We start from the raw sequence: 22,773 nt of genomic DNA on the forward strand, positions 1-22,773 counted from the left end.
GCCAGGCGTACGTGGGTTTAGCTAGAATTAACAATTACTAGAAACTACGATTAGTGTCTAGAAAACTAGAAGCTAGTTCCCCTCCTTTGTTAAGGAGGGGCTAGGGGTGGTTGTGGTCGTTGTTCCCTCTGTCATCCTGAGCATTCCGCGCATCAAGCGGAGACGAAGGACCTTATCAAGTAAGAACGATTGTCGTTCGGTAGTAATCCAGATGTGACAAGGTCCTTCGTCTCCGCTTGATGCGCGGAATGCTCAGGATGACATGCGAAACAACTAAACAACATCAGCAACGACGCCAACCACCCCAGTTCAGCCTTTCGGCTGAACGTCCCCTCCTTAGCTAAGGAGGGGAGTTTCGTTCTGACTTACACCACTTTCACCTTCTCCTCAAACCCCTTCTCCGTCACATCATAAAACAGCGCCAGCAGCTTGCGGAAATTATCCGGCTCGGCGTTGCTCTTGGAAGCATCGTTGAGTTTGTTGAGGAAGTAGTTGTGGCTGAGCCCTTTGTTGAAGAACTCGCTCCACTTCTTCTCCACAGGTTTGCCGAGAATCATGGCGTTGAAGTCGTCGGTGCTGAGGTCGAAGGGGCGGAAGGCGCGGCGGTTTTGGGCCAGCTCCTTTAGCCACTCGTCTACCCCGAACTCGGGGCTGTGGAGGAAGGTATTCAGTTCCTTGAAGATAGGCTCGTTGCGTAGGGCGTAGTCTAGGTTCAGGGTGTCGAAGTAGGGCGCTTTGTCGGTGGGTAAGTGCTGCTTGTGGTAGCGCGAGAAGTAGAGCAGCTGTGTGAGGCGCTCAGCCACGATTTCGCGGGTTTCGGTGGGCAGGTGTGCAAACTGAATTTCTGGCGCGTCGCTCTCCAGACCATACTCGTGGAAGTGCGGACCAGAGCGTAATTCGGCCGTGGGGTAGCGCATGAAATCTACGATACTTAGAGCCGCCAGCAGCTCAATGAGGTGGGCTTTGTTGCGCTGCTGCGTGCCGCCGGGCTGGTTTTCGTAGGGCGTATCGGGCGTATCGGCGAGGTAGTAGAGGGCGTCGAGGCCTTGCAGGTTGTGCTCGTAGTAGCTGAGCGCCGCCTTGGTTTTCGTCAAGAAGTTGTTGGACTCGATGATGGCGTTATCCTCTGATTGCAGGGCGAAGTAGGGCATCACCGTCACGGCGCCGGTGGGCGCGTCGCGCAGGTAGCGGGCGTTGCTCAGGCGCGTGTTGTTGTCTTTCAGGTTCTTAAGCAACAGCGGAAAGCCCGCCGCGCCCGTGCCGCCGAAGATGCTCGACACGAAAAACACCCGGTCGCCCTCCTGAAAGTTATCGGCGAAATAGCGCAGCTCCGGCGACTCCACCACCTTGTTCAGCACCACCGAGCCAACGTTAGGCGAACCGCGGAAACCAATCGTCAGCGGGCTTTCCAGGTTGTCCTGCGTAAACAGCAACTCCACCAGCGCCTTCGAATCGACGGACAGTTGATCGTAGTGCAAATACTGCCGGAAGCTCTGGTTGATGCCGCCAAAGTCGAACACAAACGTGTCCTTCACCGACCCGTTCACGTCCTGCGAGATGCTACTGAGTGTGCTGATGTTGGTGCGGAAAAACCCCTCGTCGCGCTGGCCCAGGCTGTTGTAAATCTGCTGGTAGCTTTTGAGCAGGGCCACCGTACGGTTCATGTCACCGTTGTGCGCGTCGGGGTCGATGATGATGGGCACCACCCGGTCGCAGTTGGGCAGCTCTACCCCCGCCGCCAGCAGCATCGTGAGCGAGCGAATGACGCGGGAGCCCGTGCCGCCAATACCGAATAAAAAGAGTTTAGCCATAAGGATGAAAGTCGTTGAACGAAACTCCCCTCCTTAGCTAAGGAGGGGACGTTGCCGCTTCATCGGCAACTGGGGTGGTTGGCGTCGTTGCTGAGGTTGTTTACTTAGAACGACTGTAGTAGAATGTCATCATTAGCACGTCATTTCGAGCTTGTCGAGAAATCTCGCTTGATAGTATTTTACTATCTACTGTCAGCATGCGAGATTTCTCGACAAGCTCGAAATAACGTTCAATCAAACAACGACTTTTACCACCCCCTACCCCCTCCTTAAAAAAGGAGGGGAGCTAGTTTCCTAGCTTTTCTAAATCTTTAGTTCCTAGCTCTAAAATGGCGTCGTACTCGCATTACGCGAGCCGCCTTTTAGAATAAGAGAAAACAGGAAGAACCACAGCAGCCCGTAAAACGCGTTGAACGTGGCCAGCCAATAGATATACGAGTGCGAAGCCACCGCCTGCGCGTTGGTTTGCCACACCACTACCCCAAACGCAATCAGCGCGTTCAGGATGAGGAACAGCGCCCAATTGCCGGTTTTGTTGAACGTGGCTACGCCCATGGCCCGGTTGATGAGGTAGTAGAAAATCAGCACCAGCGCCAGCGACACGCCAATGTTGATCAGGCCGATGTTGGGGAAAATCACGTCGCGGTAGACGGGAATTTCCGAGGGTGGCTGCGGCGTACCGATGAGCTCGTAGAGGAAGCGAAAGAGGCTTTTCATAGGGTAGCGCGAACTTTCAGCTCGCGTTTCGTTGAAGGGTAGGGATAAACCGAAATCGTTGGAATGGTGCAGACGCGCAGACTAAAGGCTGTGCTACTCGCCGCGCTGGAGCATAAGCGGAATGGAGAATACGGGCGCTTCCTGCTCGTCGGTTGTCACGGCGGCCACACCGTCGAGCAGGCTGCTGAGGGCGAAGGTTTTGGCGCCTACCTGGTTGATGTTGCTGTCGTTTTGGGTGGTCCACTGCCCTACCCAGGCCGGGCGACGGTGGTTGAGTAGCAGTTGCAACGGCCGCGCAGCGCGGGGCTGTTGCGTGAGGCGCACCTTCACAAAATGCGAGTAGTGGCTCTCGGGGCCGCTGCTGTTCTGCGTTTGCGCGTTGGCGGCAAATACGTCAACAACTTTGGCATCGGTGTCCTGACCGCTGAGTTGGAGGTTTTGCTTGAGGTAGGCTACGTCGCGGAAGCTGGCCGGCAAGTCCTTCAGGTTCAGACCCAGCACAAACTCCACCGGCTGCGCGGCCGAAACTTCCTGCACGGCCACGGTATGGTAGGTAGCCCCAGCGGCCCGCTTGCTGGCCCCGGCATCACCGTAGTACCAGGCGCCTTTGTTCTGAAACTTGTTGAGCAGCGACGAAGCGGGCGTAGCGTACTTCACCCCAAAATGCGTCTGCTTTCCTGGCTGCTTCGTGAGCAGGGCCGCATCAAACTGGCGCACGGCATCAGCTGGACCAATCACCCAGAAATAGTACGGAATCGGCGTATCGCAGCAGTTGTTGATGCGCTTGGCACCGGTTTTCAGGGCGGGGTAGAAATTGCCTTTAAAATCGGAAGTAAAGCCGTAGACCGATACCGCCAGATCGGGCCGGCTGGCGCTGTTCAGAGCGTCGGTGATGTCGGTTTTCACATAGGCTTGGTCACCGGTGCGCGGCGGGGCATAGATGAAGTCCGAAATCAATACGCTCACGGCGCCGGGCTGGTAGTAGTGGCTCACCAGCGTATCCAGAATAGCCGGAATGCTGGTGCTGCTGGCCGCCTCCCGAATGCCGCCGCGCACGGTTTGGGAAAGCTGGGGGTAGGAGTCGCGGTAGGGCTTTTCCTTGATGCGATAAAACGTCTTTTGCCGCACCGCCGGGCTACGGTTCAGATCGGACAGAAACTGCGCCACGTGCTGCTGAAACTGCGTGTTCTGCGCGTCGGCGCCGGTTTTGGGCATAAAGCCCTCCATCGAGCCCGATACTTCCAGAAATACGTTGGCCTGGGCCAACGGCTGGGCAAGGGCAGCAGCGGCTGTTTCTGCCGCGGCTGGTGTTTCGGTGACAGCAGGCTTTTCAACAGCCGCGGCCGTTTCGGCGGTGCCGGTTTCGCCTTTCATGTCCTCGCGGGAGTAACAACCCGAAAGCAGCAGGGTGGCGGCCACTAATGCCGGAAGAAAGCGGGAAGGGAGAGGTAGGTGCATCGAACCAAGGTAAAGACTGTCGGCCGAAGCCGCAACCTTGCGTACTGCCGCGCACGGCGGCAGGTTGTGTAGGAACGATGGGATAGTAGGAAAATTTTATGCTTGACGTGAAATCAACAGACTAGCTATAGTCTATTTCCGTGTTGTCGCCAATGTTCAAGCTGTGGTTCACGCCCCTAAACGACGAGTCGCTACCCACAATGCAATCGTGCATCACGGCTTGGCGCAGCTCACTGTAGGAGCCAATGATGGAGTCGCTGAGAACCGTGTGCTGGATGATGGTTTTGTCGCCAATAGCCACGTTGGGGCCGATGATGGAATTGGAAATCTGGCAGTCCTTGCCGATGCTGACGGGCGGAATGATGATGGTGTTGGCAAACTCGGGGTACTCGCGGCGGCGCATGGCGTCGGGGCGGCGCAACAGGCGGGCGTTGGCTTCGAGCAGGGTTTCCTTGCGGCCGCAGTCAAACCAGCTGTCTACCGTGGCCGTTGTCATTTCCTCCCCGCCCTGAATCATGAGCATGAGCGCATCGGTGAGCTGAAATTCGTCGTAGGTGCGCAGGTTTTCGTCAATCAGGCGCTCCAGGGCCAGGGCCAGCGTTTCGGGGTGCGCCAGTTTGTATAGCCCTACCATGGCGTAGTTCGATTTCGGGATGCGGGGCTTCTCTACCACCTTCAGCACGCGGCCGCCGGGGCCGGTTTCCACTAGGCCAAACATGGATGGCGTTTTCACTTCCTGCACGGCCAGCACCGAGCCGGGCGCTTGTAGAATAGCCGTCAGGTCTACATCTACGATGGTGTCGCCGAGCAGGATCAGTACGCCATCGGCGTCGTGGCGGAACTGCTCGCGGGCCAGCCACAGGGCGTGGGCAATGCCTTCGCGGGGGTCCTGCACCACAAACTCGGCGCGCAGCTCGGGGTAGTGCCGGCGCACATAACGCTTGATTTTTTCGCCCAGGTAGCCAATCACAAAGACAAACTCATCAACACCAGCGGCCACTACCCGGTCGATGATGTGCCCCAGGATAGGCGTACCGGCCACGGGCACCAGCGACTTCGGCTGGGTGTGCGTGTGCGGACGAAGGCGCGAACCAATACCAGCAACAGGAATTACGGCTTTCATGCGGAGGGGAAAAAGCGTGCGATTTGCAAAGTAGCAAAACCCAACGGTAGCGCGGCATTGCAACTGCTATGGGCCGAATGCGTACGTTGCACCAACTTACGGCTCGTTAGGCTAACCACCGTCCCTGGCCTCAGGTTTTACGTTTCAGTCCTCTCTCCTTTTTCCATCTTCATTTTTACTCCCTATGAAACGCCTTTTAGTTTACTTTTTTGGCTTGGTCGTGCTGCTTTCGCAGTCGTCGTGCGGCTACAATACCATGGTTGAGAAAGACCAAGCCGTGAAAACGCAGTGGGCCCAGGTACAAAACAGCTACCAGCGCCGCGCCGACCTGATTCCGAACCTGGTGAACACCGTGAAAGGTGCCGCCAACTTCGAGAAATCGACCCTGACTGACGTGATAAACGCCCGCGCTAAAGCCACCAGCGTGCAGGTATCGGCCGACAACCTCACGCCCGAAAAGATCAAACAGTTTCAAGAGGCCCAAAGCCAAGTAAGCGCCGGGCTAGGCAGACTGCTGGCCGTGTCAGAAAACTACCCCGATCTGAAAGCCAACGCCAACTTCCAGGAGCTACAGGCGCAGATTGAGGGCACCGAAAACCGCATCAACGTGGAGCGCAACAAGTTCAACACCGTGACGCAGGACTATAATACCTACATCCGCTCCTTCCCGCAGAACCTGTTTGCGGGCTTGTTCAAGTTCAGCGAGAAGCCCTATTTTGAAGCAGACGCTGCTTCGCAAAAAGCGCCGACGGTACAATTTTAAAAGTAAGCTGTTAGCTGATGGCTATTGGCTGTTGGCTTAATTCTGATTGAAAAAGCTATCAGCTAACAGCCATCAGCTAACAGCTTATTTATGACTACCCCACTCACCGCGGAGCAGGAAGCTAGCCTGATTGCCGCCATTCAGCAGGCCGAGCGCACTACCTCGGGCGAAATTCGGGTACACTTAGAAGATACCTGCCCTACCCCCGAACCGCTGGACCGGGCTGCGCAGGTATTTGCCGAGCTGGGCATGCACAAAACCGCCCAGCGCAACGGCGTGCTGTTTTACCTGGCCTGGAAAACCCGGCAATTCGCCGTAATCGGCGACGCGGGCATCAACGCCACCGTGCCCGACGACTTCTGGGAAACCACCAAAGAGGCCGTGTTAGAGCAGTTTCGGGGGAAGCAGCTAGCCGCGGGGCTGGCTCGCGGTATTCAGTTGGTAGGCGAACAGCTGCACCGCTACTTCCCCTACGACGCCGCCACCGACCAAAACGAACTGGACGACTCTATTTCGTACGGCCCTTCTACTTCGCCGCCGCGCCCATGACCTACCCTACCCCTACGCTACCCTTTTCACGTCTGCCGGTCTTGGTTGCGCTGCTGCTGCTACTTGTGAGCAGCTGGCTGCCGGCTACAGCCCAGTCTATTCCGCCGCGGCCTAATCCGCCGCGCCTGGTAAATGACCTAGCCGGCATGATGAGTGCCGATGAGGTAGCCCAACTGGAGCGCAAGCTGGTAGCCTACGACGACAGCACCTCCTCGCAGATTGCCGTAGTCACGGTGCCTACCCTCGGCGGCGACGACATTGCCAACTATGCTCAGCAGCTCTACGAAAGCTGGGGCATTGGCCGCAAGGGCAAAGACAATGGCATTTTGGTACTGGTGGCCGAGCAGGAACACCGCGCCCGCATCCAGACCGGCTACGGCCTGGAAGGCGCCGTACCCGATGCCTTAGCCAAGCGCATCATCAGCAATACCATCGTGCCTGCCTTCAAGCAAGAGCGATACTACGAAGGCCTCAACACTGCTACTGATGAGCTGATTGCCCTGGCCAAAGGCGAGTACAAAGCCGACCCCAAGGACCAGCGCCGCAACCGCGATTCGTCGGGCTCCGGTTTTCCCTTCTGGCTGATTATTCTGGCCCTGGTGCTGTTCTGGTTCCTGAGCCGGCGTGGCGGTGGTGGCGGCGGAGGCAGGGGCGGCCGGCGCAGCCGGGGCTTTGGCGGTATGTTCATTCCGCCCGTCATCTTCGGGGACTTCTCCGGCGGCCGCGGCACCTTTGGTGGTGGCGGCGGAGGCTTCGGAGGCGGCGGTGGAGGCTTCGGCGGTTTCGGGGGCGGCAGCTCCGGCGGCGGCGGCGCCAGCGGCAGCTGGTAAGTGGTGAACTAGTGAGATGGTGAAATGGTGAGTTTGATGTTCTACCGGTGCTATTGGCACAGCTTGCGCAAGTGGCGCAGCCAGAACGTCAAACTCACCATTTCACCATCTCACTAGTTCACCACTTCATAAAACGGCCTCAACAAACGCACCACGTCCAAGGCGTCAGCCAGGGCCTCATGCGCCACAGTATCATCCTCGAATTTTGCGCGGGCTTTGCAGGTTTGCATGGTGGGGAGGCGCGTGTCTTTGTGCCAGTTGAGGTAGAACGCGGCCGGGTCGAGGGTGGCGGGTTCCGTGCGTACCAGCGTGCCGTAGCCGGGTAGGCGGCGCAGAAACGGCACGTCGAACACGGCCACGTTTTTGCCGGCAATGGTGAAGGTGACGCAGTCTTTCTTGTCGGTCTTGAAGCCCTGTGCCAGCAGAAACTCCCGTAGCTGGGGCAGCAGCTCGTCGGGCGTGCATAGCTCGGGGTTGGGCTCTTTGCGGGCCAGCTCTTCCAGCAGGCGGGCGTTTAGGGCCAGCGCCCCGGCCGAGCCCACATACTCGGGGTGGCGCACCACGCGCCGGAAGCTGGGCAGCTCGCGTAGGGGGAGCGGGTGTTTGGTGTCTTCTACCACGGCGGCCAGCTCCAGAATCTGGTGCCGCTCGAAGTTGCCGCCGGTGGTTTCGAGGTCGAGGGAGACGTAGCGCATATGCTTCTGCTCTACGCGACCAACTCAAATGCGTTGAGCGTTTGCTATTGCACCAACACGCGCCGTGTCACAGGCCAATTGGCATAGGCTACCCGCAGTATATAAACACCCGCTGTGAGGTGGCGCACCGGGATTTGCATTTGTGCTGTAGGTGTTGCGCTAACGAAAACTGATTTACCTGTAACGTCTACTAGCGAAATGGTCTGGGGCATAGCGCCCATATCTAGTTGCAGGCGTAGTTGGTCTGTAACCGGATTGGGCCAAGCCTCCAGCAGCGCTACCGACTGCTTATCAGCCACCGGTAAAACCGCATCATTGCTTAAGCGAACTATACCAGCGCGTGGCTGCCCGTCTACTTCGGTAAAAGCGCCACTAACTACGATACGACCATCCTGCTGTAACAGCATGCTAGTGACCCTAGAAGCATTTGAGGCAAAATCAGAAAAAACTTTTTCTAGGGCGCCGTCAGGTAGCAGCCGGTACAATGTGCCCCTACTCTGATTGCTTCTACCAAGATTATTCAGTGTGTTCACCAAAATCCGACCATCGGATTGCACGGCGAAGTCGTTCACGTAGTCGCCGGCTACATAGCCGTTTGGCGTAGCGTCGAACGTTTTATCTACGCTACCATCCGGATTCAACCGAGCTAATTTGGCGCGCGCTACGTCTTTGTACGACATGAAATTGCCCCCTATCAATACCTTATTATCCGGTAGCACTGCTATTTGCCGGGCGTACGTGAAATTCAGGTCAGGGCCAGCCGATTGAAACGTTTCGTCGCGCGTGCCGTCGGCTTTTAATCGGATGATGGCGGTTGCTGGCGGATTGGTATTAACCGGGTCAAAAGCGCCCCCCACGTAGTGCCGGCCGTCGGGCAGCAGTGCAAGAGAGAGTACGGTGCCTCTCACTTGATCTTTTGTATTGGCAAGATATTGCTCGTCTACCGCGCCAGTAGGTAGCAGCCGATAGATATCTCTCGTTTGATTGCCAAAGCCAATAGCCACACCGCCAAGCAACACGGAACCATCGGCTTCTACTGCGAGGGCCTGTACGGCCACTGAGCCAATTGTAACAGTACTAGCCGAAAGGTTCGATTTGAAAGACGGGTCCATGCGTCCGTCCGAAGTGAGGTGGGCAACGTACGGTGCGGATTGATTATCTATCTCGGTGAAATCGCCAGCCACTACAATTTTCCCATTGGCCTGGGCTATTACCTTATCAATCCGGCCGTTTATACGTGGTGTGTTGAATGAAACATCCAGCGTACCATCCAGGTGCAAACGCACTAGGTTGTGCACTAGCACCCCGTTGACCTCTGTAAACGTCCCGGCTGCGATTAGCTTACCATCTGGCTGCTGTGCAAACCCCAAAATGGTCCCGGTCATCTGGATTTTCGGGTTGAAATCTGTAATTATCTGCGCTTGGTCATTGAGTTTTAGTAGACTGGTTGTTGCCGTTTGGCCGTAGCGAGAAAAGTTTCCCGCTACTAGCAGCGTCCCGTTTGCGAGGACGTGCGTCTCCCTCACTGAAAAGTCGAATTGCTGTGGGATGAACGTATTGTCCAACTCTCCAGTGGAGAGAAAACGTGCGAGGTATTTCCTTTTATTACTCCCAACGGAAAAATCGAAATCGCCACTCAGTAAGATCCTACCCTTAGCGTCCACAGTTACCAGATCATAGTTATTGGTACGACCTGCCGAGAATACTGGCCGCGTGAAATCCGGATCTGGTTTACCCGTGGCGGTCAGGCGTACGATGCCGTCTCGTGTTGAAAATGTTCTGACCACGATGTAGTTCGTTCGGGGGTCTAGCGCCAACGCAGTGACACTAGGGCTTTCTCGAAAATTGTCTAAAGGCAAGGCGGCCTCAAAACTGGTATCTAGCGTACCGTTGCTGGTTAATCGAAAGAGATTGGGTTGCGCTGGATTAGTGGCGTAGCGAAAATCACCGCCTACCACGAGTTTACCGTCAGGTTGCACCAGCAGAGCATTCACCGCTCCACCAGCCAAACCGCTTCCCAAAGCCGCAACAAATTGCTGGTCTACGCTGCCATTTGCGTTCAATCGAACCAAGCCGTTGGTCGCTGTACCATTAAAGCCAGTGAAGTTACCCCCCAGCACTATCTTGCTATCTGGCTGCACTTGCACCGCTGCGATGGAGCCCACTGCACCAGCTCCCACATCAAAGCCCTCTGCCAGCGTACCGTCAGCGTTGAGCTTTACAATACCATTGAAATTGCGGTTTCCTATCCGTATCAGGCCGTTCGCAACGGCTATAATCTGGCCATTCGGCAACAGCCGAATCTGGCTTATAGCACTGCTGAGTCCGGCATTGAATGTTGGATCTGATGTGCCGTCCGCGTTCAGCCGCAACAAGCCCGCAACAGTCTGACCATTCACCCGGTTCATGTACCCGGCTACCAGCAGTTTTCCGTCGGGCTGCTCTACGGTGCTAGCTACCACACCTGCTCGTAAAACGAAAACCGATGCAAACGTAGGATCTAATTCCTGTGATACGGCAAGCGAAACACTACTTAGGATTGTTACGAAGCAGCAGATATAGCGTATGAGTGTCTTCATAGAATATGATAGAAAGTAGGCACCAAAACTACTGTTAATTCTGTCCTTCTTCTACCCGACTTTTTCCTACCGTACCTTCGCCCTACTATGACCGATACCGCCGCCCCCGCCAAAAAGCTGTTCCTGCTCGACGCCTTCGCCCTGATTTACCGCGCCCACTTTGCGTTCAGCAAAAACCCGCGCGTGAACTCCAAAGGCCTGAATACAGGTGCTATCCTGGGCTTCACCAACACGCTGGTGGAAGTGCTGCAAAAGGAAAAGCCTACCCACATTGGGGTAGCGTTTGATGCGGCCAAGAAAACCTTCCGGCACGAGCAGTTTGCCGACTATAAAGCCCAGCGCCAGGCCATGCCCGAGGATATTGGCCTGGCCATTCCTTATATCAAACAGATAATCAAAGCTTTCCACATCCCTATTTTGATGGTGGAAGGCTACGAGGCCGACGACGTGATTGGCACCTTGTCGCAGCGCGCCGAGGCGCAGGGCTTTGGCGAGGTGTATATGATGACACCCGACAAAGACTACTGCCAGCTCGTAACGGAGTGCGTCAAAATTTACCGTCCCGCCTTCATGGGCAATGCCGCCGAAGTGCTCGATGTGGCCCACGTGCTCCAACGCTTCGAGATTGAGCGGGTAGAGCAGGTGATTGATATTCTGGGTTTGCAGGGCGATGCTTCTGACAACATTCCGGGTATTCCGGGCATCGGCGAGAAAACTGCGAAGAAATTAGTTCAGGAGTTCGGCTCAGTGGAAAACCTGATTGCCAATGTGGATAAGCTCAAAGGCAAGCAGCAGGAAAACGTCCGCAACTTCGCCGAGCAGGGCTTGATGAGTAAGGAGCTGGCTACCATTCACGTAAACGTTCCCATCGAGTTTGAGGCCGACAAGTTGGTGCTGGACAAGCCCGATGAAGATGAACTACGCCGCCTGTTTGATGAGTTGGAGTTCCGGCAGTTGGCAGCGCGGGTACTCAGTGGTCCGGCCGCGCCTACCTCCACGCCCCCGCCCAGCCGCGGTGCCCGCCGCCCAGCGGTGCCGGCTGCCCAGCAGTCGTTGTTTGACGGGCCGGGTATCACGGCCAGCAGCGCCGAGCTGGCCGAGTTGGAGCCCAGCGGCCCGCGCCGCACCCTGGCCGATGTGCCCCACCACTACCACCTCATCGACACGCCCGAGGCGCGCAAGTCGCTGCTCAAGCACTTGCTGAAGCAGAAGGAAGTCAGCTTCGACACCGAAACCACCGGCCTCGATACCATGACGGCACGGCTAGTAGGACTGTCGTTTTGCTGGCTGCCCGGCGAGGCCTACTACGTGCCCGTGCCCCACGCCGATGCTGCGGCCGCACAGGCGTTGGTAGACGAGTTTTGCCCATTTTTCGAGGCCGAACATATCCTGAAAATCGGCCAGAACATCAAGTACGACCTCACCATCCTCAAACACTACGGCGTCGAGATTCGCGGAGAGCTGTTTGATACCATGCTGGCTCACTACCTGCTGGAGCCCGACATGCGCCACAACATGGATGTGCTGGCCGAAACCTACCTGCACTACACGCCGGTCAGCATTACCGAACTCATCGGCCCCAAAGGCAAGAACCAGAAAACCATGGCCGACCTGCCGCCCGCCGAGGTGTCAGACTACGCCTGCGAAGATGCCGACGTGACCTTACAGCTCAAGCACGTGTTCGAGCCCAAGCTGAAAGCCCTTAACCAACTCGACCTGCTGAATGAGGTAGAAAACCCGCTGGTGCCGGTGCTAGCCGCTATTGAGTACGAGGGTGTAAAGATTGACTCCGTGGCGATGGGCGAGTATTCGGCCGAGCTGCAAGGTTACATTACGGAGCTAGAGCAGCAGATTTTTGCGGCCGCTGGCGAAGAATTCAATATTGGCTCACCCAAGCAGTTAGGCGAGGTCCTGTTTGACCGCATGGGCCTGGGCGGCAACAAAATTAAGAAAACCAAAACCGGCCAGTACGCCACCGGCGAGGAAGTGCTAAGCCAATTGGCTTCGGATGCCCCCATTGCCGGCCTTATTCTGGAGCACCGCCAGCTCACTAAGCTGCGCTCTACCTACGTGGAGGCCCTACCCCAGCTGGTGTGTGAGTTGGATGGGCGCGTGCACACGTCCTTCAACCAGGCCGTGACGGCCACCGGCCGCCTCAGCAGCACCAACCCCAACCTGCAAAACATTCCCATTCGCACCGAGAAGGGTAGGGAAATCCGCAAGGCCTTTGTGCCCCGCGACGCCGACCACGTGCTGCTCGCCGCCGACTACTCGCAGATCGAGCTGCGCATCATGGCTGATTTTTCGGGTGATGCTACCATGATTGAGGCCTTCCGCCTGGGGCAGGACATCCACGCTAGCACGGCCAGCAAGGTGTTTGGGGTAGAGCTGAACGAGGTAGACGGCGAAATGCGGCGTAAGGCCAAAACCGTCAATTTCGGCATCATCTACGGCATTTCAGCCTTTGGGCTGGCCCAGCGCTTGGGCATTTCGCGCAAGGAGGCTACCGATATTATTGATGCTTACTTCCAGGAGTTTTCGGCCGTGAAGCAGTTCATGGACGACAGTATCAACAAAGCCCGCGAGCTGGAATACGCCGAAACACTCCTCGGCCGTCGCCGCTACCTGCGCGACATCAATTCCCGTAATGCGACTTTGCGTGGCTACACCGAGCGCAATGCTATCAACGCTCCTATCCAAGGCACCGCGGCCGACATTATCAAGAAAGCCATGATTGACATTCATCACTGGCTAGTGGACCAGAAGCTCGGCACGCGCATGATTCTGCAAGTGCACGATGAACTGGTTTTTGATGTACCAAAGGAGGAATTGGCAGTGGTAACGCCAAAAATTAAAGAGCTAATGGCCAATGCCTTGCTCTTACCCCACGGTGTGCCCCTAGAGGTAGAAGCCGGCACGGGTAGCAACTGGTTGCAGGCACACTAGAGACTAAAGTAGTGCGTATGATATCGGCTTCCGTAATCGTTTGCGGAAGCCGAAATAATGCCATGTATTGGGGAAATACCATCTGAATTTCGCAAAAATTTTATATTTCTTTGCGAAATTGAATAATATTGTTGTTTTTTGTAAATATTTCCCCCCTATAAGGTAGGGCCAGAAGCTGTTCATATTCCTCTTTTCTACCTTTGGTGGTGTTTCAGTGACGACTAGCCAGCTACACTGCTGCTAGTTCGGTGGTAGAATCTCCCAATATAGCACTCCTCATTTCCCAATACGGTCATCGAAAGCATGGTTATCTCACTACCTAAACACAGCTTGTATCTACGCATACTATCCTTTCTGGCTGCACTGGTTGCTATCAGCAGTTGCTCTGCTGACCGCAACTTGGTGTACTTCAGCAACCTGAAAAACTCTGATGAATTTAAAGTACCTGTAACGAGTGTTGTATCGCCTAAGATTCAGCCAGATGATCTGCTATCCATAACCGTTAGCAGTCTAAATCCAGAGTCGAATGTCTTGTTTAACAATGGCATTATTCCCTCCGCCAGCAATAATCTCCCTGCTACACCAACCCGCACAGACAATGGTTACCTGGTGGATGCCAATAACAATATCAATTTTCCTGTATTAGGCTTAATCAAGCTTGGTGGTCTTACAAAAGAAGAGGCTACCGCGAAATTAACGGATGCTATTCGAGTGCATGTCAAAAACCCTATCGTCAATATTCGCTTCCTTAATTTCAAAATTACAGTTATCGGAGAAGTTACGCGCCCAGCTAGCTTCACTATTCCAACGGAGCGAATTAATATTTTGGAAGCACTAGGCTTAGCCGGAGACATGACGGCTTACGGAAAGCGAGAAAATGTTCTAATTATTCGCGAAAAAGATGGTCTTCGTACTACCACACGTGTAAATCTGAATGATAAAAATATTTTAAGCTCACCTTATTTTTATTTGCAGCAAAACGATATTGTGTATGTAGAGCCAGATAAAGCAAAAGCCTTACAAGTAAGCTCAAGAACCTATTATTTACCTATTGTATTAACTGCTATTTCCGTTTTAAGCATTCTGTTCACTGCATTTAAATAATCTTTACTTCGATGAATAACAAAGAGCTATTTCCACTGCAGGTTGAGCAACCAGAGGCAAAAAGCCTTAAAAATATCCTATCCTATTATTTACGGTATTGGTATCTTTTTGCATTTGGTATCTTACTGGCCTTAGGCATTGCCTTTGCCTACCTGCAATACTATGCAGTTCCCCGTTATCAGATAACGAGTACTGTATTAGTGAAAGATGATGATGGTGGTGGAACTGCTATGTCTGGTGGAGCTATTGATCTTAACGTTTTCAGATCTTCCAAAAACCTGAACAACGAGATAGAAATCCTCAAGTCTGCTGGTCTTATGCACCGCGTGGTAAGAGAGCTGGATCTAGGCACGACTTATTACGTAGAGGGCAGATTCCGCAACGAAGAATTGTATAACAGCGGTAATCCTATTCGCACCATTGTTAGCAAACTAGATACTAACATTGTTAATAAAGACATCTATTTAGTTGCCAAGTCAACTATTGAATTTCAGCTATTTGATAACAACGACGAGAAAGGTATTACATACCGTTTTGGCCAACTTATCCATAAACCTTATGGATCTTTTACAATTGTTGCCAATAATAACGCGCTATTAAAAGAATACTTAAATCAGAAAATTATCATCGGGCTGCATGACACCCGTGATATAGCTGAAAATTTCAGCGGTGGGCTGACAGTATCTCCTATAAAAGAAGATGCGACCGTATTGCGTATCGGTATTACAGATGCTATTCCCTCACGCGGAATTGACATCGTGAATAAGCTCGTTCAGGTATACAACAAAGAGGCATTGGAAGACCGCAACGTAATGGCAACCAATACCATTACCTTCCTAGACGACCGATTGAAGTATATAACCGGAGAATTATCGGATGTAGAAAAAAGCGTTGCGCAGTATAAGAGCTCTAATGAGCTAACTGACGTTACAACACAAGCTTCTAACTATGTAGAGCAGGCCACTGACTATAACAAGCGCTTGTCTGATTGGGCTATTCAAATTGACATTCTGGAGTCTATTGAAAACTATTTAAATCAAAATAAAGGACAGTACAAAATGGTGCCTAGCACGCTGGGCATCCAGGATGAGACGTTATTAGGGCTGATTAATAAATTCAATGAGCTACAACTAGAGCGGGAGCGAATGCTGCGTACTACAGAGGTAGGCAATCCGCTGGTTCAGAATTTCAATGAGCAGCTCAGTAATCTGCGCGCTAATATTCTCGAGAATTTAGGGAATATCAAGAAAAGTCTTGTTATCACTAGCAACAGTTTAAAAGCTAGCTCCGGGCAGTTTAAATCCAGAATTCAACGTGTTCCTCGGGTAGAGCGCGAGTTACAGGAAATTAACCGTCAACAGGAAACCAAGCAAAAGCTTTATTTATTTTTGCTTCAAAGAAGAGAAGAAGCTGCTATATCGCTAGCTTCTACAGTTTCTAATTCCAGAATAATTGATACGGCTACCAGTACCAATTATCCAATTAGCCCCAGCAAGCAAATTATTTATCTAACGGCTTTGCTGTTGGGTGCTCTTGTGCCTTTCGGTATCCTCTACACTAAAGATTTGCTGAACGACAAAATCCGTACGCAACAGGACGTGGAGCGTTTGACTACTACACCTATTTTAGGGGAATTAGCACATAACTCGTCTGGTACTCTTGTCGTCACAAGAGAAAATAAATCTACTTTAGCCGAGATGTTCCGGTTAATACGCTCTAACCTTAGCTTCGCAGCTGGCAACGCGGAAAACGGAAAAGTTATACTAGTGACATCCAGCATGAGTGGCGAAGGCAAAACCTTCTTTGCTATTAACCTAGGTGCATCCCTGGTGCTAGCTGGAAAGCGTACGCTGCTGATAGAATTAGACTTGCGCAACCCTAGCTTGCTATATGAATTGGGCGAAAAAGTTACGACTGGCTTAACAGACTACATTAATTCCAACGAGGTAAGCATTAAAGATATTATTCAGCCAATAGAGAGCATTCCTCACCTGGATATAATAGGTGCTGGCACTAGCCTGGCCAATAATCCGGCTGAATTAATGATGTCTGACAAGCTCCAGTATCTTATTAGCGAGCTAAAAGACATGTATGATCATATTATTATTGATACTGCCCCTATCGGTCGGGTTTCGGATGCATTCAGTCTTCGTACGTTAATTAATCAGACAATTTATTTGGTACGCTATAATTACACCGATAAACGACAGATAAATATTATATCTAATATTTTCAGCAATCATTTACTACCTAATCCTATGATTGTATTGAATGATGCTAAAAAAGCGAATGAATACGGGTACGGACATGGCTATGGATACGAGGTTAAGAAGAAAAGGACTCTACTCACCAAGTAGCGTTTCACATACTTACATCCATACTTCTCAGCATGGTACGCATTACCATTGTTATTCCTACTTACAAAAGACCAAAGTTTCTGGCGGAGGCTGTTACTTCCTGCCTACAGCAAACCTACCCTCCTTATGCTATACTGATTGGGGACGACTCGCCTGATACGATAACGCAGGATGTAGTCACTGCCTTACAGGCTACTACTACCATTCCCATTCAGTATATCCACCACCAGCCCCCGTTGCGCCAGGCAGGCAATGTGAATGCTTTGATGCAGCGCGTGCAGAGCGAAAAGCTCATGCTGTTGCATGATGATGACGCGTTGCTTCCCACAGCGCTTGGAACGCTAGCGGCGGAGTTTGAACGCGACCCAACCATTGAAGTAGCGTATGGGCAGCAGTATATTATTACGGATGATGGGGAAATTTCCTACCCCCGCTCTGTATTATTTAATGAGGCCTTCTACCGCACGACTCCTTATGCTGGCTCTACCCTCACCTCTTTGGAAGCGGGCATGGTGCAGCAGTTTCCTAATAACGCGTATGTGATGAACACTGCGCTAGCCCAACGGGTAGGATACCGGGAGGTAGGGGATGTATGTGATTTTGATTTTGGATTTCGGGTTGGGCAAACCGGAGCAAAAATCCACTTTGTGCCGACCTATACTGCCAAATACCGCATCTCGAACTCCGCAGTTTCCACTGGGAAACAGAATGATGCTGGTTTGGCCTCTTACTTAATGGTGAAGGAAGTTCCGGTTCCGGCGCAATCGGCGCTTCTGAAAAAGAAGTGGTTGAAGAGCAGAGCCGCAGTGGCTGTGGGGCAAGCAATTGCCAACAAGCGTTTCAAAACGGCTATTCGCATTTACTTCAGCGAAGACCATTTGAGCAAGATTCCTACCCCGGGTGGCATCAAAAGGCTGCTAAATATTCTTTTGCTTGGGCATCTGCCCATCTAAATTTCGGCTTTCCCGCCTACCGCATGAAAGTACTCACGCAACGTATTCAAACCAACCCTAAGACGGCCAAGCTACTCGAATGGGGCAAGCTGGTAACCGTTATGGGCTCGGCGCAAATTGCGGTGCAGGCGCTGGGCTTTGTGGGCGGCATTTTGGTTATACGCTTGCTACCCACGCAGGAGTACGCCCTATACACGCTTGCCAACACGATGCTCGGTACCATGGTGCTATTGGCAGACGGTGGTATTTCTACTGGCGTGATGGCGCAAGGTGGCCAGGTATGGCAAGACCGTGACCGGCTGGGCACTGTGCTGGCAACTGGTATGGACCTACGGCGAAGGTTTGCGCTCATCAGCTTATTGGTGGCAACGCCCGCGCTTATCTACCTGCTACGACATCACAACGCTAGCTGGTTGCTGTCGATTTTGCTGACACTTTCGCTGATTCCGGCCTTTTTCACAGCTTTATCCGGCACGCTCTGGGAAATTGGTCCTAAGCTGCACCAGCGCATTGTACCCCTGCAATCCATTCAGGTAGGGGCCTCTGTGGGTAGGCTGGCCTTGCTAGGGGCCAGTTTGTTTCTGTTTCCGTGGTCCTACGTTGCCGTACTGTCATCTGGCCTACCACAGATTTGGGCTAATCTCCGGCTGCGCAAACTGGCGCACACCTACGCTACCCCCGATCAGCCTGTCGACCCGGTTATTCGGCAGAATATCCTGAACAAGGTGAAGCGCCTGCTACCGGATGCCATCTACTACTGCTTTTCCGCCCAGTTTGCTGTGTGGCTGATGTCGCTTTTCGGCTCTACTGCGGCGGTTGCTTCGTTGGGAGCTCTAGGCCGTTTGGCAGTAGCGTTGAGCTTGTTTACTATGTTGTTCTCCTCGCTGATTTTGCCCCGCTTTGCCCGCCTGCCCTACGATGGCTCGTTGCTGAAGCGCCAATTCAGCCGCATTATCGCGGGTCTGCTACTGCTGAGCGTTGGTATTGTGGGGGGCGTATGGCTGTTCTCTACCCAGATTTTATGGGTATTGGGAAAGCAGTACGCCAACTTAGAAACCGAAGTAGTGCTGATGATGGTGGGAAAATGCATTGCGCTAGTGGCTTCCTCCGCGTTTTTGCTGTGCACCAGCAAGGGGTGGGTCATCAACCCGCTGGTTTCCATACCGCTTAGTATCGCGTCCATTGTGTGCGGGGCCTTCTTTATTGATGTGACTTCGCTCCGCGGCATTTTCATGCTGGACATTTTTGTGGCGGCCGTGCAGCTGCTCATGCACCTAGTGTATGGCTACCTTCAACTTCGCAACATAGGCCCTGTTTCTGAGGCTGTTGTAGCGGAACTGTAAGAAAGCCTACCCACTCATTTTTTGCAGCCTTTTGGCTAGCGTATGAAAGTTACAAAAACCAAACTACTGATTATTGGAGCTACCCAGGGTGGTTATGGCGGCATTGAGGCGTTTATGATAGCGGTGGCCGAAGCTGCCGCTGCCTGGCCCGAATTTGACGTTCGCCTGTGCTTCAAGTTGGTAAAAGGAGCCACCTTCAAAGACGACCTCCGGGCACTGGCCGAGAAGGTTTGCTCGCAGGTGTACTACGTAGAGCGCGGCTCAAAAGAGCTGACAGCTCTTGTCTCGTGGGCCGACGTGCTGCATGTGCAGAATATGCCGCCCGATATTGTGCTGCCGGCAAAGCTGATGGGTAAGAAGATCTTTCTGACGGTGCACAACCGCCGCATTCCTACCGCTAGTTTGCACAACGCTATCTGGGCCTTCACCATCAAGCTGGCCCAGCAGCGCTGGTACAACTCCCGCTTTGTGTGGGGAACCTGGGAGCCACGTACGAAGGCCGCCAACAGTGCGTGTATCCCTACCGTGTGCCGCCTGCCGCAACTGCAATACCCCGTGGAGCAGCGCCGTGGCTTCCTATTTGTAGGGCGCTGGATCAACAACAAAGGGCTCGAGGAAATCCTACAAGCCTACGCACAGTGCAACTTCGATCCGGAGGAGTGGCCTCTTACTATCCTGGGCGATGGGCCGCTCAAGCCCACAGTATTAGCGCTGCAACAGGAGTTGAACCTTTCGCAGGTACGCATGCCGGGTTTTGTGGATGACGAGAGCAAGCAGCACTACCTGGCGTCGACCCGCTGGCTGCTAGCGCCGGCCCGCACGCAGGAAGACATGGGCCTAACCCCCATTGAGGCCCGCAGCGTGGGGGTACCGGCTATTGTAACGCGCGACGGTGGCCTACCCGAGTCGGGTGGCCCGGCGGCCCTGCTGGCTGAGCCCGGCGATGTAGCGGGCCTTGCCGACTGCATGCGCCAAGCCGCTGCCATGACCGATGCCGAGTACGCCGAGCGGAGCGCGCTCAGCCTGTCCTCCCTCTCCGATTATTTGAAACCCATGGAATTCTACCGGACGGCTTTCCTTAGCTAGCCGCTTGTCTTTTCCTCCCTAGTATTCTCACGCATGCCTGCTGCCCCTAATCAACACCTGCTAATCATCTCCCCCACTGCTCCTCCGGAGGTATGCGGCGTGAGTGACTACGCGCTACAAACGGCAACGGCACTACAGGGCCTGTACTCTACTATTCAGTTGGGAGTAGAGCGCTTACCAAAGAGTCCGGCTACCACCGGGGGCTTTCGGGTGACGCCCTGGAAACAGCTGCTAGCGCAGACAGGCCCGCAGGGTTCTTACGATGTGCTGCTGAACTACACCCCTACCAGCTATACATGGTCGGGGCTAGCGGTTTCCTTGCTTAATGCCTTGCAACGCTTCAAGAAAGCTCATCCCAGCAATCAGGTCTTCACCTTTTTTCATGAAACCTGGAATGGTAGTTCTGAGCTACGTCCCCATCATGCGCTGCAAGCTCGCCTTACGAAGTGGTCTATGCAGCAAATTGGAGAATTGTCGAGAGGTGTGAGTGTGGTGAATGCGGAGCAGCAGCGGAAGCTTGAGCTACTGCTTCATCGTGATAATATTCATATGAATGTTATTGGCTCCAACATCTTGCCCGCCTACCCCGAAGCGGGCCTCCATAGCAGCCGCCAGCCGGGGGTGTGGTTGATTTTTGGGTTGGCGCATACACGACTGTGGACCCTGCAAGCGCATTTGCCTCTCTTGCAGGATATGGCTGCGCGCGGTGTGCTCCGGCAGCTACGCGCCATTGGCCCCACCGATACAACCTATGCCCAGCAGGAATTGGAATTGGGTAGAACAACGTTAGGTGCCGATATCTTCACACAGGTAGGCGCCCTAAAACCAGAGGAGGTATCGGAGGAAATGCTGCATGCGGAAGCAGCCTTGGTAGGCCTCAACGTGGATGGCCTGCGCAAGTCTGGTACCTTTGCGGCATTGGCAGCACACGCCGTGCCCATCATTTGCAGCGTCGACCCTACCCTGGACGAGCCGCCGGGGCACGTGTTTTTCCAGCCGGAAGAAGTGCAGGCTCAGCCCGACATCCTACGCAGTACGCTGGGTGAGAAGCGCCGGCAGCAGTTGCACACCTGGTTCTGGCAGACCCGTAGCTGGGAGGCCATTGGTCGCTCGATGCGCGCCTGGATGCAGGCCTGAGCACAGCCGCGCTGTTTTACTTCGTATCATTCCTGACCACACGCGTCAGTCTTTAGTCAGCTTACTATTTCTTCCCTCGTCATGAAATTTGTACTCCTGCACCCTACCGGCAACCGCAACGTGAGAGCAGTGATGACCGCCATGTACGAGGCCGACATGCTCACGGAATTTGCGACGACCCTGGCGGTGAACCCGACGGCTACGTGGCTGAAAATGCTGCCGGAGCGCCTGCGCCAGGAATGGCTGCGCCGCACCTTCCCGGTGCCCGATAGCCTGATCAGGGCCTACCCCATCCGGGAGGTAGCGCGCATGCTACTGCCGCGCCTGGGCATGCACAGCTACGTGCAGCACGAGCGGGGTTGGGCCAGCGTAGATGCGGTGTATCAGAATCTGGACCAGGAAGTGGCTACGCGCTTGCCGCGTTTGCAGCGCCAAGGTGCCACGGCCGTGTATGCCTACGAAGATGGCGCTCTGGCCACGTTCACCAAAGCCAAGGCCCTGGGCATGCAGTGCGTATACGACCTACCCATTGCTTACTGGGAAACCGGCCGCCGCCTGATGCTGGAGGAAGCCGAGCGGCTGCCACAATGGGCGCCTACCCTCGGCGGCGGTATTCAGGACTCCCCAGCCAAGCTGGAACGCAAAACCAAAGAGCTAGAGCTAGCCGATGTGGTGGTAGGGCCGGGGAAATTCGTGATGGACTCGCTCCCGGCCTGGGCACGCACCAAGCAGACTATCATGTCGCCCTTTGGCTCACCAGCCGGCACAGCGCGCTCATCGGAGCCAGCGACCACTTCCAATCGGCCACTGCGTGTGCTGTTTGTAGGGGCACTGGGTCAGCGCAAAGGTTTGGGCGACTTGTTTGCGGCCGTTCGGATGCTGAATCGTCCTGACCTGGAGCTGGTAGTGTTAGGTACCCCACTCGCTCCCATGGAATTCTACCGCAGCGAGTTACCTACCTTCACCTACGAAGCCGGTCGCCCTCACGACCAGGTGCTGGCCCTCATGCGCTCCTGCGACGTGTTTTGCTTGCCATCTATTGTGGAAGGTCGCGCCTTGGTCATGCAAGAAGCAATGAGCCAGGGGTTGCCGCTCATCATAACACCCAACACAGGCGGCGAAGACCTGATTAAAGAAGGACAAACTGGTTTTCTGGTGCCTATTCGTTCTCCGCAGGCCATTGCCGAAAAGCTTCTGTGGTTTCTGGAGAACCGAGCGCAGTTGCCACGCATGCGCGAGCAGGCCCAGGCGCACGCCGCCAGCTACACGTGGCAGAACTACGGGGCCGATGTATTGGCGGGCCTCCGGCAAATGGTTTAGCT

At 54.1% G+C, this 22,773-nt stretch carries 17 protein-coding genes; 11 read left to right on the top strand and 6 right to left on the bottom strand.

Annotation, left to right across the window (positions count from 1 at the left end; all coding sequences use genetic code 11):
- Positions 1–365: 365 nt before the first annotated feature.
- The 4 genes from H8B15_RS05150 to H8B15_RS05165 form a co-directional block, all read right to left on the bottom strand.
- Complete coding sequence (locus H8B15_RS05150; protein WP_187318602.1) at positions 366–1,811, bottom strand: hypothetical protein; 1,446 nt, start codon at positions 1,809–1,811, stop codon at positions 366–368.
- A 324-nt stretch (positions 1,812–2,135) separates the two neighbouring features.
- Positions 2,136–2,528, bottom strand: a complete 393-nt coding sequence (locus H8B15_RS05155) for a hypothetical protein (RefSeq protein WP_187318603.1) — start codon at positions 2,526–2,528, stop codon at positions 2,136–2,138.
- A gap of 93 nt (positions 2,529–2,621) precedes the next feature.
- The gene (locus tag H8B15_RS05160; RefSeq protein WP_187318604.1) at positions 2,622–3,986 is read right to left on the bottom strand and encodes a hypothetical protein; all 1,365 of its coding nucleotides are present in this window, start codon (positions 3,984–3,986) and stop codon (positions 2,622–2,624) included.
- Between the two features lie 121 nt (positions 3,987–4,107).
- Positions 4,108–5,109 (bottom strand): sugar phosphate nucleotidyltransferase, encoded by a 1,002-nt coding sequence (locus tag H8B15_RS05165; protein ID WP_187318605.1) that lies wholly within the window; start codon positions 5,107–5,109, stop codon positions 4,108–4,110.
- A 184-nt stretch (positions 5,110–5,293) separates the two neighbouring features.
- Between H8B15_RS05165 and H8B15_RS05170 the strand changes: the two genes are divergently transcribed.
- From H8B15_RS05170 to H8B15_RS05180, 3 genes are all read left to right on the top strand, one after another.
- A complete protein-coding gene (locus H8B15_RS05170; protein WP_187318606.1) occupies positions 5,294–5,872 on the top strand; it encodes a LemA family protein in 579 nt (192 codons plus the stop codon).
- A gap of 90 nt (positions 5,873–5,962) precedes the next feature.
- Positions 5,963–6,421 carry a TPM domain-containing protein gene (locus tag H8B15_RS05175; RefSeq protein WP_187318607.1) on the top strand — a complete coding sequence of 153 codons (459 nt, stop codon included), beginning with the start codon at positions 5,963–5,965 and terminating at the stop codon, positions 6,419–6,421.
- Entirely contained in the window at positions 6,418–7,251 is an 834-nt protein-coding gene (locus H8B15_RS05180; RefSeq protein WP_187318608.1) for a TPM domain-containing protein, read from the top strand. Before H8B15_RS05175 ends, H8B15_RS05180 begins: the two co-directional genes overlap by 4 nt.
- A gap of 113 nt (positions 7,252–7,364) precedes the next feature.
- On the opposite strand, the gene H8B15_RS05185 is transcribed toward H8B15_RS05180, so the two are convergent.
- Positions 7,365–7,946 carry a 3'-5' exonuclease gene (locus H8B15_RS05185; protein ID WP_187318609.1) on the bottom strand — a complete coding sequence of 194 codons (582 nt, stop codon included), beginning with the start codon at positions 7,944–7,946 and terminating at the stop codon, positions 7,365–7,367.
- Positions 7,947–7,990: 44 nt separating this feature from the next.
- Entirely contained in the window at positions 7,991–10,525 is a 2,535-nt protein-coding gene (locus H8B15_RS05190; RefSeq protein WP_187318610.1) for a T9SS type A sorting domain-containing protein, read from the bottom strand.
- Positions 10,526–10,612: 87 nt separating this feature from the next.
- Between H8B15_RS05190 and polA the strand changes: the two genes are divergently transcribed.
- The 8 genes from polA (at position 10,613) to H8B15_RS05230 (ending at position 22,771) form a co-directional block, all read left to right on the top strand.
- Positions 10,613–13,471 (top strand): DNA polymerase I, encoded by a 2,859-nt coding sequence (gene polA, locus H8B15_RS05195; protein WP_187318611.1) that lies wholly within the window; start codon positions 10,613–10,615, stop codon positions 13,469–13,471.
- A 330-nt stretch (positions 13,472–13,801) separates the two neighbouring features.
- Positions 13,802–14,575 (top strand): polysaccharide biosynthesis/export family protein, encoded by a 774-nt coding sequence (locus H8B15_RS05200; protein ID WP_246455321.1) that lies wholly within the window; start codon positions 13,802–13,804, stop codon positions 14,573–14,575.
- Between the two features lie 11 nt (positions 14,576–14,586).
- The gene (locus H8B15_RS05205) at positions 14,587–16,932 is read left to right on the top strand and encodes a GumC family protein (RefSeq protein WP_187318613.1); all 2,346 of its coding nucleotides are present in this window, start codon (positions 14,587–14,589) and stop codon (positions 16,930–16,932) included.
- A gap of 32 nt (positions 16,933–16,964) precedes the next feature.
- Entirely contained in the window at positions 16,965–17,885 is a 921-nt protein-coding gene (locus H8B15_RS05210) for a glycosyltransferase family 2 protein (protein WP_187318614.1), read from the top strand.
- A gap of 23 nt (positions 17,886–17,908) precedes the next feature.
- On the top strand, positions 17,909–19,228 hold the full coding sequence (locus H8B15_RS05215) for a lipopolysaccharide biosynthesis protein (protein WP_187318615.1): 1,320 nt from the start codon (positions 17,909–17,911) through the stop codon (positions 19,226–19,228).
- A gap of 42 nt (positions 19,229–19,270) precedes the next feature.
- Positions 19,271–20,314 carry a glycosyltransferase family 4 protein gene (locus tag H8B15_RS05220; protein ID WP_187318616.1) on the top strand — a complete coding sequence of 348 codons (1,044 nt, stop codon included), beginning with the start codon at positions 19,271–19,273 and terminating at the stop codon, positions 20,312–20,314.
- A 33-nt stretch (positions 20,315–20,347) separates the two neighbouring features.
- Complete coding sequence (locus tag H8B15_RS05225; protein ID WP_187318617.1) at positions 20,348–21,451, top strand: hypothetical protein; 1,104 nt, start codon at positions 20,348–20,350, stop codon at positions 21,449–21,451.
- An 81-nt stretch (positions 21,452–21,532) separates the two neighbouring features.
- Positions 21,533–22,771: a glycosyltransferase family 4 protein gene (locus tag H8B15_RS05230; protein WP_187318618.1), complete on the top strand. Its 1,239-nt coding sequence runs from the start codon at positions 21,533–21,535 to the stop codon at positions 22,769–22,771.
- Positions 22,772–22,773: the final 2 nt, after the last annotated feature.

It is taken from the genome of Hymenobacter citatus (assembly GCF_014333615.1).
In the GTDB taxonomy this organism is placed as follows: domain Bacteria; phylum Bacteroidota; class Bacteroidia; order Cytophagales; family Hymenobacteraceae; genus Hymenobacter; species Hymenobacter citatus.